Source organism: Photobacterium satsumensis (assembly GCF_050336935.1).
Taxonomy (GTDB): Bacteria; Pseudomonadota; Gammaproteobacteria; order Enterobacterales; family Vibrionaceae; genus Photobacterium; species Photobacterium satsumensis.
The window spans coordinates 19,481-34,980 of the sequence record NZ_JAKJSK010000013.1 but is presented as its reverse complement, the minus strand read 5'-3'; the positions used below and the strand labels follow the sequence as shown (position 1 = coordinate 34,980).

Below are 15,500 nucleotides of genomic sequence, written 5' to 3'. Positions count from 1 at the left end.
TTGACCTTAACGCCCTATTTACGTTGCCGTAACATACGCCTAATTGCAAGACTAGACAATTTAATCTAGCGAGTAACCGCCCACTCGAAACCAAATAAAACAACAACTTATAAAAAGTAGAGCAATAACTCAAAACACTGAATTGAAACAAATTTCAGGCAAAAACTCGGTTTTTGTCACTGAATCTTATCCCCTACCATTTCGTAACCATTTACGTAATTAAATTACACAAAATGATAATTCAAACACTTGTCCCGATCTGCGTTTCAAACAAGCCCGATTTTCTTGAAAGCAGTTATGTGCTTAAAAAATAATCGTTAAATACACTTTGCAGCCTATTTTTTATACACAGGAAGCATAGACCCTTAATCAACTGGTTTCATTTATTTTTAGAGCGAAACATAATAAACCTACAAATTAAAGGCAGTTTCATTAGATTGGATTATTGGAAAACACCAACAAGGAATGAGTAGTTAGCATTTTGTGCTGTGTTAGGCGGTTTTATCCAAGCACTTAATTTACAGAAAGGAAATAATATCAAGGAGCCGCAAAACTGGCGGCTCTCAACTAAAAATGACGACAGAATGAATCGCTTACAGTAACTCTTCGACAATATCAGCAAGTTGATGGAAGGTGCGGGTACGGCTGGAGGTCGGCCGCCATACCAAACCAATTTCACGGTATGCCTCCTGACCCGGAGGCTCGACCACAACCAGATTTTGGTTATGCAGCAAGCCATGATCAATAGCCATCTGTGGGATAAAGGTCGTTCCCAACCCATTCGCAACCATTTGTACCAGCGTATGAAGGCTGGTTGCTGTGAACGGGTTGATCTTCTCTTTGGTGGTCAGTTTACAGGCTGAAACCGCATGGTCAGTCAGGCAATGTTCTTTTTCTAGCAAGAACACTGACTCATCAGGTAAATCAGCATAGCGTAATGGGGTGGTGACTTGCTCTGCCTGGTTGCGGCTGATCACCATCTTGAACGCATCGCGGCCGACCACTTGGCTGTGCATGCCATTAATCTCTACAGGCAATGCCAAGATCAGGACATCCATCTCGCCGCTGCGCAAGGCTGCCAGCAAGTTGGTGGTAGTATCTTCGCGCAACAATAAATTAAGGTTCGGATGCAACCGATTTACTTCCTGTACCAAATCACAGAGCAGGAAAGGCGCGATAGTTGGGATACACCCCACCCGCAGCTGGCCTTCCATACCATCTCCGATACAATTTGATAGCTCCATTAAATCTTGGCTTCTCGCCAGTAACTCCCGGCTGCGGGAAACAACATCCTCGCCGGTCGAAGTAAAGACCAAAGACTTATTGTCCCTTTCAATCAGCTGGCAGCCTATCAGCTCTTCGAGATTCTGCACCCCAGAGCTCAAGGTTGACTGACTGACAAAGCAGCGCTTGGCCGCCTCACCGAAATGTCGGGTTTCAAATAAAGTCACTAAATAGTGCAATTGTTTAAGAGAAGGAAACTTGTTCATCGTAAATTTCGATTACATCAATCTATTTATTCCGCTTTTTTGAATTTACCAGTTTCGTTATAGTTTGTCTCGTCCAAACAAAGAGCCGACCGGAAAGGTGGGCGACAAACCGAATTTTTAGGAGCACCAAAATGGTACTAGTAGGTCGTCAAGCACCAGATTTTACTGCTGCAGCTGTTCTAGGTAACGGCGAAATCGTTGATAACTTCAACTTTGCAGAATTCACTAAAGGCAAGAAAGCTGTTGTTTTCTTCTACCCACTAGACTTCACTTTCGTATGTCCTTCTGAACTAATCGCTTTCGACAAGCGTTTCGAAGACTTCCAAGCGAAAGGCGTTGAAGTAATTGGTGTTTCTATCGACTCTCAGTTCTCTCACAACGCGTGGCGTAACACTGCTGTTGAGAACGGCGGTATCGGTCAAGTTAAGTACCCACTAATCGCTGACGTTAAGCACGAAATCTGTAAAGCTTACGACGTTGAGCACCCAGAAGCAGGCGTTGCTTTCCGTGGTTCTTTCCTAATCGACGAAGATGGCCTAGTACGTCACCAAGTAGTTAACGACCTACCTCTAGGCCGTAACATCGACGAAATGCTACGCATGGTTGACGCTCTAAACTTCCACCAGAAAAACGGTGAAGTTTGCCCAGCACAGTGGGAAGAAGGCAAAGCAGGTATGGACGCATCTCCAAAAGGTGTTGCTGACTACCTATCTGAGCACACTGCAGACCTAGCTAAGTAATTAGCAATTAACACCACGCTCACGGTGTTAATCAGGCAATAAACGCAATAGCGTAAAGCCAAAGTCAGCCAATAGGCAAAAAATAGAATGAGGCCCGGACACACCGGGCCCTTTTTGTATCTGAGCTATCCCATCGCCCATCGCCCATCGCCCATCGCCCATCAGAATTTTGATCTGACCAATCGTCTCAAAATTCAATATCGTCTACACTGCTTGTCACCCAACCCTTTGTACAATCGTTGTTATGACCGTTGACCATATTGAAGTTTGTATCGATAACATTGAATCTCTCCACCTGGCCCAGCAAGGCGGTGCCACCCGTATCGAACTCTGCTCTTCGCTCGCGCTTGGAGGACTCACCCCCAATGCCGGATTAATTCAGCTGGCTGCCAAATATGCCACCGTGCCGGTTTATGCCATGATCCGTCCACGCCAAGGGGACTTCTTGTTCTCGAGCCAAGATAAAGAAATCATGCTGGCAGATGCCCATACTGCAAAGCAGGCAGGGCTCGACGGCCTGGTGATCGGGGCACTTAACAACGACAGTACCGTTGATGAGGATTTCCTTGCTGAACTCCGTCGCCAAGCCAACGGAATAGGATTGACCTTCCACCGTGCTATCGACCAGTGCCTGGATCCGATGGCTGCCTTGGATACCATCATGAAGCATCGCTGCGAGCGCGTACTTACTTCCGGGCTTGAAGCCAATGCCTTCGACGGGATCCCGATGCTACGCAAAATGGTGTCATACTGTGGCGATCATCTCGCTATTATGGCGGGTGCCGGCGTCAATGCTGGCAACGTTACCCAAATCGTCCAGCAATCCGGTGTTAGGGAAGTCCACTTGTCAGGTAAATCCACCCGCCCTTCCCAGATGCGCAGCTATGCCAATTCTGCCCATATGGGCAATGCCGATATCGATGACTTTGCTATCCCGGTCACCGCACCAGAGAAAATCGCGGACGTAGTACGTGCATTAAGCGCCCATTAGGAACAATCGCCGTATACCAATCTGGATAAGTCGTTGATCTCGTATTTATCTGGATTGGTAGAATAGTGCTATCGATATCAAGATATTCACCTTCCCATTCGTCAAACCCCAGTTTCCGAGTTACTCTTTTGTTATCAAGTTGAAACAAAGTAGAGACTCGCTATGCCTTTTGTCCCGCCGAAGAAAAAACTCAAAAAAAGCGATTACGACGCTGAGCTGGAACGTCTGCAAATAGAATTGGTGAAACTCCAAGAATGGATCAAGCAAGAAGGGCTGAAAGTTGTTGTGGTCTTCGAGGGACGGGATGCAGCAGGTAAAGGTGGGGTCATCAAGCGGATCACCGAAAAGCTCAATCCGCGGATAAGCCGTATCGTCGCCTTGGCTAAACCCACTGATAGAGAGCGCACCCAGTGGTACTTCCAACGCTATGTAGCACACCTTCCAGCAGAAGGTGAAATGGTGCTGTTTGATCGCAGCTGGTACAACCGGGCCGGTGTCGAGCATGTGATGGGCTTTTGCAACGATGATGAATACGAGGAGTTTCTCCGCTCTTGCCCCGAGTTTGAGAGGATGCTCAAGCGCTCCGGGATCATCTTGCTCAAATACTGGTTTTCGGTCTCTGATGAAGAGCAGGAAAAACGCTTCCTCGAACGCATCAACACCCCAATAAAGCGCTGGAAGTTCAGTCCGATGGACTTGGAATCCCGAAGCCGCTGGGCCGCCTACTCTGCCGCAAAGGATCGGATGTTCGCTTATACCGATACCAAGCAGTGCCCTTGGTGGGTGGTGGATGCCGATACCAAGAAGAAAGCCAGAATCAACTGTATTTCCCATCTCTTGGGCCAGATCCCATACCAAGATATCGACTACCCAGAGGTCGAATTACCGGAGGTCAACAAGGAAGGCTACATCCGCGTACCGGAAGAAAACCAGACCTTTGTTCCTGACTTGTTTGGCAACGATTAAGGTTAGTTAAATAAAATGACGTTTTATTTAAGCCCCTCACGCAAGGAATGACATGACAAAAGATCTCTATGCAAGCCTAGATCTCAATCTACTCCGCACTTTTGTGATCCTCTCGCAAGAGCTCAACATGCGTAAAGCTTCCGAGCGGCTGTTTGTCAGCCAACCGGCAATCAGCCAAGCACTACAAAAGTTACGCAACCATTTCAATGATGAGCTCTTTGTCAAAACCCGGCATGGCCTACAACCGACGGCATTTGGTGCAGAACTGGCCGAAAATATCAGCCCATTATTAGACGACCTATCTCAAACCCTGAATGCCAGCCACAGCTTTAACCCAGCGGAGCTTGAGGGGACGATAAAGCTCACAATGACCTCAAATATACTGACCTATTTATCTACTCCTTTGTACCAAAAGGTCAAGCAACAAGCTCCCAAGGTCAACCTCCATTTACTCAATTGGTCTCCAACGTCACTCGATGAACTGAACAAGGGTGAAATCAGCCTAGGGGTTAATTTCGATATACACCATGCCCCCAAAGAGCTAATGCGAAAAACGCTGTGTCACGATACCTTTACCGTTTATGTTCGTAAGGATCACCCTATCCAAGCTGAATTCGTGACCCCTCAGGACTTAGATGGGCTAGAGATTGCTAGTATTATCATTTCAGATTGGAACTCCAATATCCCGCATGCAGAAAGAATAATGAGAAGCCATGGCCTGAATGTCAGGGTGGCTTTCCGCTCCGAGCTCCCCATGGCTGTACTAGATATAGTTAAACATACTGATATGATTTACCCATCTTCGTCATTTTTACGCCAAGAAGAACGTGAACAGCTAAGAGGATTAAAACTAAGAATCAACGAACAGTACCTCCAATTGCCAATCATGGCTTACTTTCATCAAAAGAATCGCAGAAACCCTCTGACACTCTGGCTATTCAAGCTGATCGAAGAGTTATTAGCTGATTCTTAAGAGACAACTAAATAATCAACCTCAAAATAAAAGTGAAAAATCACCACCAAATAAGTTTCCTTATACTTATTAATCTTATTTCCCTTCACCTATCAACTACGATATCAGGCGGTCATAAGTGAGCCTTAACAGCTCGATAAGCCGCCATGATTAATCACTGTTGCTTAAGCACTAAATAACGACCACTAATTAGAGAAAGCCTTACCACCTATTTAATATTCACTCCGTCAACACGGCACCCTGGTTTACAGCGCTACCTGACAGTTCCACATATAAAAATTATCGTCCCATGGCCAAACCTTTTTCACCACGATTTGCTATTGGCCTATGAAATAACTTTAAAATTAAGAGTATCCAATGAAAATTAAACTACTGGCTTCATTAGTGGCAGCAACGATTTTAACTGGCTGTTCATCATCTTCTGGTTCAAAAAACGATACAGTTGATCCTGATTTTGATAATCCTCGAGCAGGCATTGAAAACCCAATCGAAAAAGAAAAACCGAACGACGGCCTGATTTACGATAACAACGGCAATGTCATTGGTATTGATGGGACTGATAATGGTTGGGGCCTCTTGCCTCCAGAAGATCACCCAATAGAAAGACCGGATATTGATGCTCCCATCCAAGATGTAACAGGTAATATCCAAGGGGGGAGCCAATTTAACCCTGAAACCGAACGAGGTGTCATTTCAGCTGACTCTGGTGAGTCTATCGTGGTGCTTTCTTCTGGCCACCTCATCCTTCGCAATGAGTCAGGCGCCCCAGTAGGTGTCGTTAAAGTTGATGAACAAGGCAATATTACATCGGCTCGCGAAGATAAATTTCTAGGTAACGTCACCAAAAATGGTGATAACCAATACATCCTCAGCTCAGGTAAAGACGGTGAATATATCGTAATCAACACTGACGGTAATGGCCGCTGGGAAATTGAAGATAGCGGCGGTACTGGCGGTCTGTCACCGGACTTTGGCGATACTCCGGACTGGGGAATAGGAGCCAGTGACGGCAAAGAAAGAGGCCACGGTGATATCGAAATCGAATCTGATACTTCAGGTAATTACATCACCGTAAATGGAGACAATGGTAATCAGATCAAATTTAATACTGACACCGGTGCTGTTGAATTCAACGGTGAAAATAGTCCAATTTATGTCGATGATAACGGTTTGATCCGATCAGTAGACAATGGACTCATCGTTGCTAAAGTCGATAGCTCAATTGACGGCCAAACAACAATCACTGGATGGCAAGGCAACTCCCTTATCCTTCAGAATAACGATGGCCGACTAATGGTCTCAGTTGATAAATCAGGGCAAGGTCGACCGGAATTAAAACAGCGTCCTAACCTTTCAAACGAACAAAAATCGCAGCTACGCGCCAAGTCACGAGAGCTGCGTGAAGCCATCAAGGCCAAGGTTGAGCGCTCTTAAGCAAACTCCTACGAACTAAGCCGCCCGTATGGCGGCTTTCTTTTCTTACGGTAATTCGCTATGACACGCTTACTTTACATCTTGGGTATATGGCTCTCTATTTCAGCCAGCCACATGGCAATAGCCAACGAGCCTCAATTGGGTTTTCAAGTTTCTAAAACCGGTGATGACTGGATAGGAACAGTAACAGGCAGTCTGCAAGCAACGGAGGAAATCAACGTTAGCGCAGAGATCGACTCAACCGGTTACCTCGAGATTGGTACTGGCTATGGAGTCATGCTGGGGCAGTTTTATACCGAGGCTTACGCTAGCTATGGCCGTGCTGACAGTATCGATATTTACGATATCGGCATATTTACCGGTACCGCCCTGTCAGAGACTGTGATGATCTACGCCAGCACTTCTCACGAGTGGCGACAAACCAAGGCATTACTCGATATTGATTGGTTTGATCAGCGAGAGTGGAAGAATACGGTTGGGATTAGCTACAGTCCTAAACCATGGTTGAATACCAGCTATAGCTTCAATCATGACAGGTTACTGTCTGGCGATCGGTTCTCGCAAGATATCATCAATGACAATATCAACAGCCATGACATAACCGTTACCTTCAAGCCTAAATGGGTAGAGCCATACGTCAAATATACTTACGGTGAGCACCGAGCCCGTCCAGGAGAAAGGATCACATCTGACAGCACTATAGAGGCAGGAATTAACTTTCGCTTCAAATAACTAACTACACCTTTAAAAACTTGTCCGTTTGGTACTCTCGCCCCTGCTACCTTTATTTCTCAGGGGCTTTTTTGCTAGATAAATTTGAAGGTCAATGCCCGAGAATTAAAAGCTGTGATATCTTGATCACTATGTGACCAAACTCGGAACGTATCAATGGCCAAGGACTTATCCGCCAACCTCGATCTCAACCTACTCAAAACCCTACTGGTCATCTACCAAGAGCAAAACCTGCGCAAGGCATCGGAACGGTTATTCGTAACCCAACCTGCCGTCAGCCATGCTCTGCAGAAACTCCGGCTTCATTTCGATGACGAGCTGTTTACCAAAACCCGTACAGGACTGACACCGACCCCCTATGTAGAACAATTATGCCAAGAGCTTTCTCCTGCCCTCGATAACCTGTTCCAAGCCGTCAATACCAACCAAGAGTTCAACCCACAGCAGATCACCGGCAAGCTGCGTATCGCGTTAGCACCTCAGTATATCTATGCCTTTGGCAGCAAGTTATATTTACTCATCCAGGAACAGGCACCTGATTGCCAGGTAGAAGTCATCAACTGGAGTACATCGACGTTCGCTGAACTGCTCAATGGCGGCCTTCAAATCGCCCTAAACTATGATATCGCCAACACCAGTAAGGAGTTGTACCGACAGACGATTCCAGGTGATAAGGGGGTGGTCATTGTACGAAGAGAGCATCCTTATAGTAAACCGGTAATGGCCATACCCGATGCCAAAGACGCAACCTTTGCCTGCTTAATCGTGCCGGATCGAAATGAACAGGCTGCTGATATTGAACAATACTTTGCCCATTACAACCTAACACCGAAAATTGGCTTTCGCTCTACCTCTCCGGAAACACTCCTTCAAACAATCAAACAAACCGATTTGCTATTTCCAACTCTGGATATCATGATTCCCGATGATCACCCGGACTTTCGTAAAATTGATGCCCATATTGATTTCCCCATTGTAGGCTTCGCATCGGTGTGTTTCTATCACCAGTCCAAACACAAAGACCCTCTCACCCAGTGGCTATTAAGCCTCATCAAACAGCTTATTCAAGAGGCCCAGTCCCCGAACATCGACTGATAAGCATGGCGAATAAGAGTCCTTAGATTTAGTAATTAGATAAATACCAAAGCAAAATTTAGTATCTATCTCGTTGGCAAGGATAGCGCGGCATAACCACAGTCAGATTCTATAACAACACAATAAAACATCGTGCAATAAACACCATTGATAAGCCTTATCAATCAAACTAATTAGATTGTGTACGCTGTTCAATTTAATATTTCTCGCATTGGAAAGACAAAGTAGCTATCTGTGCGAACCAACAAACTATTACGAATTAGAGATCAATTATGAAAAAGACACTTTTTGCTCTGACTATCGCTTCACTTCTTTCTGCACCGGCTTTGGCATCAAAAGAAGGCTTTTACATTGGTGCAGACTTGGCTTCGAACAGCCTTGATGGCAACTCATTCGATACCGGAATTGGCTTAGTTGCTGGTTATGATTTCCAAGTAGCCCCACAGTTTGTTGTTGGTATCGAGGGCGAATACCGTAACTATGGTGAAGATTCTTACTCTGAGGGCGAGGAATTCGCTAAGTTATCTGCCTACTCATACGGGATTAATGTTAAACCAAAATACTACTTCAACGATAACTTCTATGCAGGGGCACAAATTGGCCTACATAACCTCGAGGAAGAGCTCAAATATAATTTCATCTATGAAGGGAGCGGCAAAGAGTCATTCAACGATACCGTCCTCGCGCTAGGTGTAGAAGCTGGCTACGACTTCAACCGCAATGTCTCTGTTAAAGGTGGCTACAAGTCAATGGATTCAGACTACGGTACGTTCTACATCGGTGCCAACTACAAGTTCTAATCCAAACCAATCTGGCGATATCTCATCGCCAGATTCTCCCCTCCCATTCTTCGCCAACATAGAAAGCCAACACGATGAAATCACGTATTGTATTGCTCCTTGCGACACTACTTTCTACCAGCGCTTTTGCTAGTTCAGTAGCAGGCCCATATGCTGGTCTAAAGTTCGGTTTTACCGATTACCACAAAACAACCTTGCCGCTCCAATACGGCCTAACTGCAGGTTATGCGTTTGACATTAACCCTAGAGTAACAATGGGTATCGAACTCAATGCCACTGAGCTAGGCGATAGCCTTTTCTTCAAGGGTTTTCGTAGTATCAACTATAAAACCTACAGTTATAGTGCGGCGTTAAAACCTAAGTATCATTTTCTGGCTCTTGGCTACCAACCAGGCTATGTTGCCGCCGTTATTGGGGTAAGCCGAATAGAGGAAAGCCGGAAGTACTATGTGGGGGGAGGTGAATATCAAAAAGATCGCGACCATGACACGACAGGGATCTATGGCTTCGAGGTTGGGCGAGAAGTCACTGCCAATTTCGATATCATCGGCTATTTCAACTATCAAAAAGCCAACATGTTTGGTGAAAACAATTACTACCATAGTTACGGATTTGGGATTAATTACCGCTTTTAAGGTAATTGGATTTTAGGGCGGCTTTGATAAGCACAAAGCCACCCAAACCAAAATGTCTCTATTTCAGAATATTTTCCAGTTCTTCCTGACTGGTATGGCGAATATCCTTACCCTTCACAAAATAGATGATGTACTCGCAGATGTTCTGGCAGCGATCCCCAACCCGTTCAATCGAGCGTGCCGACCACATCACCTGCAGCACATTCGGGATCGAGCGCGGATCTTCCATCATATAAGTCATCAGCTGACGGATAATCGCTTCATACTCACGGTCAATCCGATCATCTTCCTGATACACCTCAATCGCCGCCTTAACATCCATCCGGGCAAAAGCATCCAGTACCTCGTGGAGCATACGCACTGCACTCTGCCCCAAAGCTTCAAGAGAGACCAACAGGTTATATTGCTTGTTGGTGAAGTTTTCCAACGCCACCTTGGCAATACTTTCGGCCACATCGCCGATTCGCTCAAGGTCGGTAATCGTCTTGATGATCGCAATCACCAAGCGCAAGTCACTGGCGGTCGGCTGACGCTTGGCAATAATACGGGTACAGGCTTCATCAATGGCCACTTCCATCGCATTGACCTTGTGGTCATCTTTGATCACCCGTCGTGCCAGCTCGATATCTTGCTTGTGCATTGCCTTAAGCGCATCGGCCAGCTGCTGTTCGACCAACCCGCCCATCGCCAATACATGGGTACGAATACTTTCCAACTCAGCATTGAACTGGCCAGAAATATGACGGCCAAGGCTCAAATTATCTAACATTACTTTCTCCTTAACCGTATCGACCCGTGATGTAATCTTCGGTACGTTTTTCTTTCGGGGTGGTGAATATATCATTGGTACTGGTATATTCCACCAGCTCTCCCATATGCATAAAGGCGGTATTATCGGATACCCGTGCGGCCTGCTGCATATTATGAGTGACAATAATCACCGTATATTTGGTTTTCAGATCGTTAATCAGCTCTTCGATGGTCAGGGTCGAAATCGGATCCAGTGCCGACGTCGGCTCATCGAGCAATAGAACCTCCGGTTCTATCGCGATTGCCCGGGCTATCACCAAGCGTTGCTGCTGGCCGCCGGAAAGGCCGAAGGCATTTTCATGCAGGCGGTCTTTAACCTCATCCCACAGAGCTGCGCCCCGGAGCGAACTTTCCACCGCATCATCCAACACCCGGCGATCCTTGATCCCCTGCAGCCTGAGGCCATACACCACATTTTCGTAGATGGACTTAGGAAACGGGTTCGGGCGCTGGAATACCATACCAACCCGGCGGCGCAGCGAAGCAACATCGACTTTACCATCGTAGATATTCTGGCCGTGCAGCATCACCTTGCCGTCAACCTTGCAGCCTTCAACCAGTTCGTTCATCCGGTTGATACAGCGCAATAGTGTCGATTTACCACAGCCTGACGGGCCGATAAATGCCGTCACCTGGCCTTTGGCAATGCGCATGTTGATATCATACAGGGCCTGGTGGGCACCATAATGGAGATCCAGCCCCTCGATTGACAGCGCCGTTTTCTCTTCCGGCAACGCTGACAAATCAACAGGCTCAAACAGGCCAATTGGGGAATTAATTGAAAACATACTCTTTCCTGAATCTCACTATTGCTCCAAGGAGCGGAATTTTTCACGCAAGTGGTTACGGATCCCAATGGCTGTCAGGTTCAGACCCACAATAACGGTGACCAACAAAAATGACGTGGCATACACAAGCGGTCGTGCCGCTTCCACATTCGGACTCTGAAAACCCACATCATATATATGATAACCGAGATGCATAAATTTTCGATCCAAATGCAGGTAAGGGAATTGACCGTCAATCGGTAACGACGGTGCCATTTTCACCACCCCAACCAACATCAGCGGCGCGACCTCACCGGCAGCCCGGGCTACCGCCAAGATCAAGCCCGTCATAATCGCCGGGCTTGCCATCGGCAACACAGTCCGCCACAAGGTTTCAGCCTGAGTCGCCCCCAGAGCAAGAGAGCCATGACGGATCGAACTCGGGATCCTGGCTAACCCTTCTTCGGTCGAGACAATCACCACCGGCAAAGTCAGGATCGCCAAGGTCAACGCCGACCATAAAATACCCGGCGTACCGAATGTCGGCGCCGGTAGCTGATCGGCAAAGAACAAATCATCGATTTGTGCCCCGACAATATAAACAAAGAACCCCAACCCGAAGACGCCGTAAACAATCGACGGTACACCCGCCAAGTTAATCACGGCAACCCGAATCAACTTGGTAAATATATTTTTCCCCGCATATTCATGAAGATAGACCGCAGCCAACACCCCCAGCGGCGTCACAATCACACTCATCAACAACACCATGAATACGGTGCCGAAAATCGCCGGGAACACGCCACCTTCCGTATTGGCCTCACGGGGATCATCACTGACAAAATGGCCTAGCTGGCTGAGCCAATGGCCAAGCTTGCCTGCGGTCGTGAAATCATTGGGATACCAGAGATCTAAAATCTGCTCGAGCGGCAGCGTCATGTCCCGCCCCGTCATTTCTCGGACAATCAAGCTATCACGACTGAGTTGCTGATGAAGCGTCAACAGCTGTTGCTCAATCTGGGCAAACCGCTGCTCCAGCAACTGTCGCTCACTAATCAATTGCGAGGGATCATCGTGTTGACGCGCCTTGGCATTAAGCTGTTCAAACTGTTGGTTCAATTCAGCCAGATCCGATTGCTCAATCTGGCTAATTAAATCGCGGACAATATTGGCTTGCTCCAGGCTGTGCTCAAGCTCTTCCAGCGGGATCGCCACCCCGTCATCGATTAGCCCGACCGGAAAGCCATAGAATCGACCGTTCTTCAACCGCTCTATCACCGCGACACCAGCTGCCGGCTGTTGGCTGACGATATGCGGCCCAAGTATGGTGACAAAATCACTGCCCAGCACATCCCGGTTACCGGTTTTGATAACGTAACGGAAAACAGTGTCGCCATCAAAACCAGCGGTATTGATACCGGCCTCTGTCAGTTGTTTAACCGGGACCGTTTTACGCTCATATACCTCACCAATAACGGTACTTTGGTGACCGTTTTGCTGGATTTCAAATTGATAAACAGGCGCAGGCCAGAAGTAACCGAGTCCTTTCCAGCCAATCAATAGCAATAAGCCAAGCACCACGATCAAGCTCAGGCTAACAGCCCCTGCGGTTAGCCATATCCAAGGTGCGCCTGATTTTAACCACTTATTCATTAAATACGTTATTCATTGTTATTAATGTTTCCAGATCATTCATCGGTGCCTAGTCCGCAATAAATTAAAGTGAACTGTATTTTTCACGTAGACGCTGGCGTACTAACTCAGCCACGGTATTAAACATAAACGTAAAGACGAACAGCACAAAGGCGGCCAGGAACATGACCCGATAATGAGAACTGCCGACTTCGCTTTCCGGCATTTCAATGGCAATTGTCGCTGACAATGTGCGCATGCCTTCGAGAATATTCCAATCCATGATCGGGGTATTACCGGTGGCCATCAGTACAATCATCGTTTCACCGATAGCCCGACCGAGCCCCATCATAATGGCCGAGAAGATACCCGGGCTTGCCGTTAACAACACCACTCGTGTAAGAGTTTGCCAGTGCGTCGCCCCTAAAGCCAATGAACCGCTGGTCAAATGGCCTGGAACGGAAAAAATAGCATCTTCGGCAATGGAGAAAATAGTCGGAACCACCGCGATCCCCATCGCAATCCCTACCACCAAGGCATTGCGCTGATCGTAGCCAATCCCCCATTCGTCACTCAAGTATGCCCTAACATCTCCAGCAAACCACAGTTGTTCAAGCCAAGGGCTGAGCTCAAAACAGGCGTAGGCAATCAAGACGATAACCGGCATCAGTATGAGGATATGAAAGCCACTCGGAATCCTACTTCGCCAACTGTCCGGTAACAAAGACCAACCAATCCCGGCCAACAGCATGCCCACCGGGAACATCACCACCAAAGCCACCATACCGACCAAATGGGATTCCACTATCGGTGCCAGCCAAATACCGGCAAGGAAGCCAAGGATAACGGTCGGCAGCGCTTCCATCAGCTCCACCGTCGGTTTCACTATGCCACGCATCCGTGAAGACATGAAATACGCCGTGTATATCGCCCCTGCCAATGCTAGCGGAACCGCAAACATCAAGCCATATAACGCGGCTTTCAAGGTACCAAAAACCAAGGGTACCAAACTCAGCTTGGGTTCAAATTCATCACTGGCCGATGTCGACTGCCAGACATAATCCGGCTCCGGATAGCCCTCGTACCAAATTTTCTGCCACAGGGACGCAAACCCTATCTCCGGGTGAGGATTATCAACATCAAAAACCTGCCAGTCATTGCCCTTCAGCGCGACCAGACGATCTGCCCGCGGCGAAATCACAATCTGTTGCGGTAGGTCATCAACAAAAACCGGTTCGCGGTATATCGCCCCTTTTACCGTGGTATAGAATGCCGATAGTTGACCATCCTGCTGCAGAGCAAAAAAGCCCTTGCGGGTATATTCAGGGATCAAAGCGGTTACCGGGCTATCGCCAACGGCAAAATTACGGGTTCTGACCAGCTCGCGCTTACCGTCTTTACGTATTTCAAACCACTGGGATAACGATTGGTCACTGTGGCTAATAAGCAGGGAGTTGGCGCCCGAGAGCAAAGCCAGTTGTTGCGCCTGGCTGCCGGGTAGCTCAATCTCAACCACTTCCCGCACCCAGCCTGATGTACCGTCAAACGCAACAACGTACACCTTTTCGCCCGCTAGGACATAGGCTGTACGGGCATCAGGGGTCACAACAATATCATTCACCGAGCTTGGCAGACCGCTGACGGCAAAAGAAGAAGACTGCCAGTCCGCCCTATTTCCACCCAGTACATTGCCGGTCTCAGTAAACAACACCACTCTCGCCCGGCCATCAGCGGTGATCCCCATAATGATCGCTCGCCGTCCACGAACCGAAGCCGCTAAGCTCACTATCGGCTGGCTTTCAGGGTCTAACTGAAGCGACTCATGACCGAGTGGATAGCTCAATGTAAGGGCGCGATTACCTGGTGTTGCCGTCAAAGAGGGCTTGGCAATCAGTACCTCACCGGACTGTCCACCTAAGGCGTATAGCTGGTCAGCGGGAAGCGTACGGCCAACACTGGCCACACCGTCGAGAAGATCAACCGCACCGACAACGTCTCCCGCAGCGGTTCCAGTAAGGCTTATCGCACTCAGGGAGCCGTCGGTAGCAAGACGGAACAGATGATCATTATTGTCACTGACGCGGATATCTGCGGTCTTGTCGGTAAAAGCGGTGGTAAATTGCTGTTGGGAACTCACCTTGACCGATGAGAAGATCGGCAGGATCACATACAGGAGGTAGAAAAAAATCAAAATGAGGGTAACAAGGACAAAGATCCCACCGGACGTCACACCATAACGCACCAATTTATCTTTTACCTTACGGCCAGGACTCTCTCCCATCAATATCGCACCGGCCTTTGCCATCATTACCTCAATAAATTTACACGTTTACTAATAATATTTCCTTTAGATGACAATTATATGACAAGCCGCCGCCTCCGTCATGTCGGGCTCATAGACATAGATGACATAAAAGTGAAATAAAAAATATTTA

Annotated in this window: 14 protein-coding genes; 9 read left to right on the top strand and 5 right to left on the bottom strand. The window is 47.6% G+C overall.

The genetic code is table 11. The features are described from left to right. Nucleotides 1-593: 593 nt before the first annotated feature. Nucleotides 594-1,490 carry a hydrogen peroxide-inducible genes activator gene (locus L4D79_RS23255; protein WP_428654896.1) on the bottom strand — a complete coding sequence of 299 codons (897 nt, stop codon included), beginning with the start codon at nucleotides 1,488-1,490 and terminating at the stop codon, nucleotides 594-596. Between the two features lie 131 nt (nucleotides 1,491-1,621). Here L4D79_RS23255 and L4D79_RS23250 point away from each other — a divergent pair, with 131 nt between their 5' ends. The 9 genes from L4D79_RS23250 to L4D79_RS23210 all read left to right on the top strand — a co-directional run bounded on the left by L4D79_RS23250 (nucleotide 1,622) and on the right by L4D79_RS23210 (nucleotide 9,856). Further along, nucleotides 1,622-2,230 carry a peroxiredoxin C gene (locus tag L4D79_RS23250; protein WP_036817749.1) on the top strand — a complete coding sequence of 203 codons (609 nt, stop codon included), beginning with the start codon at nucleotides 1,622-1,624 and terminating at the stop codon, nucleotides 2,228-2,230. A 244-nt stretch (nucleotides 2,231-2,474) separates the two neighbouring features. After that, the gene (locus tag L4D79_RS23245) at nucleotides 2,475-3,221 is read left to right on the top strand and encodes a copper homeostasis protein CutC (protein WP_428654893.1); all 747 of its coding nucleotides are present in this window, start codon (nucleotides 2,475-2,477) and stop codon (nucleotides 3,219-3,221) included. A gap of 162 nt (nucleotides 3,222-3,383) precedes the next feature. Next, on the top strand, nucleotides 3,384-4,187 hold the full coding sequence (gene ppk2, locus L4D79_RS23240; protein WP_428654891.1) for a polyphosphate kinase 2: 804 nt from the start codon (nucleotides 3,384-3,386) through the stop codon (nucleotides 4,185-4,187). Between the two features lie 52 nt (nucleotides 4,188-4,239). After that, nucleotides 4,240-5,160 (top strand): LysR family transcriptional regulator, encoded by a 921-nt coding sequence (locus tag L4D79_RS23235; protein WP_428654889.1) that lies wholly within the window; start codon nucleotides 4,240-4,242, stop codon nucleotides 5,158-5,160. A 357-nt stretch (nucleotides 5,161-5,517) separates the two neighbouring features. Then, nucleotides 5,518-6,594, top strand: a complete 1,077-nt coding sequence (locus L4D79_RS23230; protein ID WP_428654887.1) for a hypothetical protein — start codon at nucleotides 5,518-5,520, stop codon at nucleotides 6,592-6,594. 60 nt (nucleotides 6,595-6,654) lie between these two features. Continuing rightward, nucleotides 6,655-7,326, top strand: coding sequence for a hypothetical protein (locus tag L4D79_RS23225; RefSeq protein WP_428654885.1), 672 nt, complete (start codon nucleotides 6,655-6,657; stop codon nucleotides 7,324-7,326). 156 nt (nucleotides 7,327-7,482) lie between these two features. Further along, nucleotides 7,483-8,421 carry a LysR family transcriptional regulator gene (locus tag L4D79_RS23220; RefSeq protein ID WP_428654883.1) on the top strand — a complete coding sequence of 313 codons (939 nt, stop codon included), beginning with the start codon at nucleotides 7,483-7,485 and terminating at the stop codon, nucleotides 8,419-8,421. 272 nt (nucleotides 8,422-8,693) lie between these two features. Then, nucleotides 8,694-9,221, top strand: a complete 528-nt coding sequence (locus L4D79_RS23215; RefSeq protein ID WP_428654881.1) for a porin family protein — start codon at nucleotides 8,694-8,696, stop codon at nucleotides 9,219-9,221. Nucleotides 9,222-9,295: 74 nt separating this feature from the next. Beyond that, nucleotides 9,296-9,856, top strand: coding sequence for an outer membrane beta-barrel protein (locus L4D79_RS23210; RefSeq protein WP_428654879.1), 561 nt, complete (start codon nucleotides 9,296-9,298; stop codon nucleotides 9,854-9,856). A gap of 58 nt (nucleotides 9,857-9,914) precedes the next feature. Here L4D79_RS23210 and phoU read toward each other — a convergent pair whose 3' ends face one another. From phoU to L4D79_RS23190, 4 genes are all read right to left on the bottom strand, one after another. Then, on the bottom strand, nucleotides 9,915-10,625 hold the full coding sequence (phoU, locus tag L4D79_RS23205) for a phosphate signaling complex protein PhoU (protein WP_039469132.1): 711 nt from the start codon (nucleotides 10,623-10,625) through the stop codon (nucleotides 9,915-9,917). A 10-nt stretch (nucleotides 10,626-10,635) separates the two neighbouring features. After that, nucleotides 10,636-11,454, bottom strand: coding sequence for a phosphate ABC transporter ATP-binding protein PstB (pstB, locus tag L4D79_RS23200; protein ID WP_107350505.1), 819 nt, complete (start codon nucleotides 11,452-11,454; stop codon nucleotides 10,636-10,638). Between the two features lie 18 nt (nucleotides 11,455-11,472). After that, nucleotides 11,473-13,086, bottom strand: coding sequence for a phosphate ABC transporter permease PstA (pstA, locus tag L4D79_RS23195; RefSeq protein ID WP_428654876.1), 1,614 nt, complete (start codon nucleotides 13,084-13,086; stop codon nucleotides 11,473-11,475). Between the two features lie 64 nt (nucleotides 13,087-13,150). After that, a complete protein-coding gene (locus L4D79_RS23190) occupies nucleotides 13,151-15,370 on the bottom strand; it encodes an ABC transporter permease subunit (RefSeq protein ID WP_428654874.1) in 2,220 nt (739 codons plus the stop codon). Nucleotides 15,371-15,500 lie beyond the last annotated feature (130 nt).

Excerpts from the sequence above, each read along its gene's own strand:
- ppk2 (WP_428654891.1), top strand. The coding sequence starts at position 3,384 with ATGCCTTTTGTCCCGCCGAAGAAAAAACTCAAAAAAAGCGATTACGAC.
- L4D79_RS23190 (WP_428654874.1), bottom strand. The coding sequence starts at position 15,370 with ATGGCAAAGGCCGGTGCGATATTGATGGGAGAGAGTCCTGGCCGTAAG.
- L4D79_RS23250 (WP_036817749.1), top strand. The coding sequence starts at position 1,622 with ATGGTACTAGTAGGTCGTCAAGCACCAGATTTTACTGCTGCAGCTGTT.
- L4D79_RS23255 (WP_428654896.1), bottom strand. The coding sequence starts at position 1,490 with ATGAACAAGTTTCCTTCTCTTAAACAATTGCACTATTTAGTGACTTTA.
- L4D79_RS23235 (WP_428654889.1), top strand. The coding sequence starts at position 4,240 with ATGACAAAAGATCTCTATGCAAGCCTAGATCTCAATCTACTCCGCACT.
- L4D79_RS23215 (WP_428654881.1), top strand. The coding sequence starts at position 8,694 with ATGAAAAAGACACTTTTTGCTCTGACTATCGCTTCACTTCTTTCTGCA.
- L4D79_RS23225 (WP_428654885.1), top strand. The coding sequence starts at position 6,655 with ATGACACGCTTACTTTACATCTTGGGTATATGGCTCTCTATTTCAGCC.
- phoU (WP_039469132.1), bottom strand. The coding sequence starts at position 10,625 with ATGTTAGATAATTTGAGCCTTGGCCGTCATATTTCTGGCCAGTTCAAT.
- pstB (WP_107350505.1), bottom strand. The coding sequence starts at position 11,454 with ATGTTTTCAATTAATTCCCCAATTGGCCTGTTTGAGCCTGTTGATTTG.
- L4D79_RS23220 (WP_428654883.1), top strand. The coding sequence starts at position 7,483 with ATGGCCAAGGACTTATCCGCCAACCTCGATCTCAACCTACTCAAAACC.
- L4D79_RS23245 (WP_428654893.1), top strand. The coding sequence starts at position 2,475 with ATGACCGTTGACCATATTGAAGTTTGTATCGATAACATTGAATCTCTC.
- L4D79_RS23230 (WP_428654887.1), top strand. The coding sequence starts at position 5,518 with ATGAAAATTAAACTACTGGCTTCATTAGTGGCAGCAACGATTTTAACT.
- L4D79_RS23210 (WP_428654879.1), top strand. The coding sequence starts at position 9,296 with ATGAAATCACGTATTGTATTGCTCCTTGCGACACTACTTTCTACCAGC.
- pstA (WP_428654876.1), bottom strand. The coding sequence starts at position 13,086 with ATGAATAAGTGGTTAAAATCAGGCGCACCTTGGATATGGCTAACCGCA.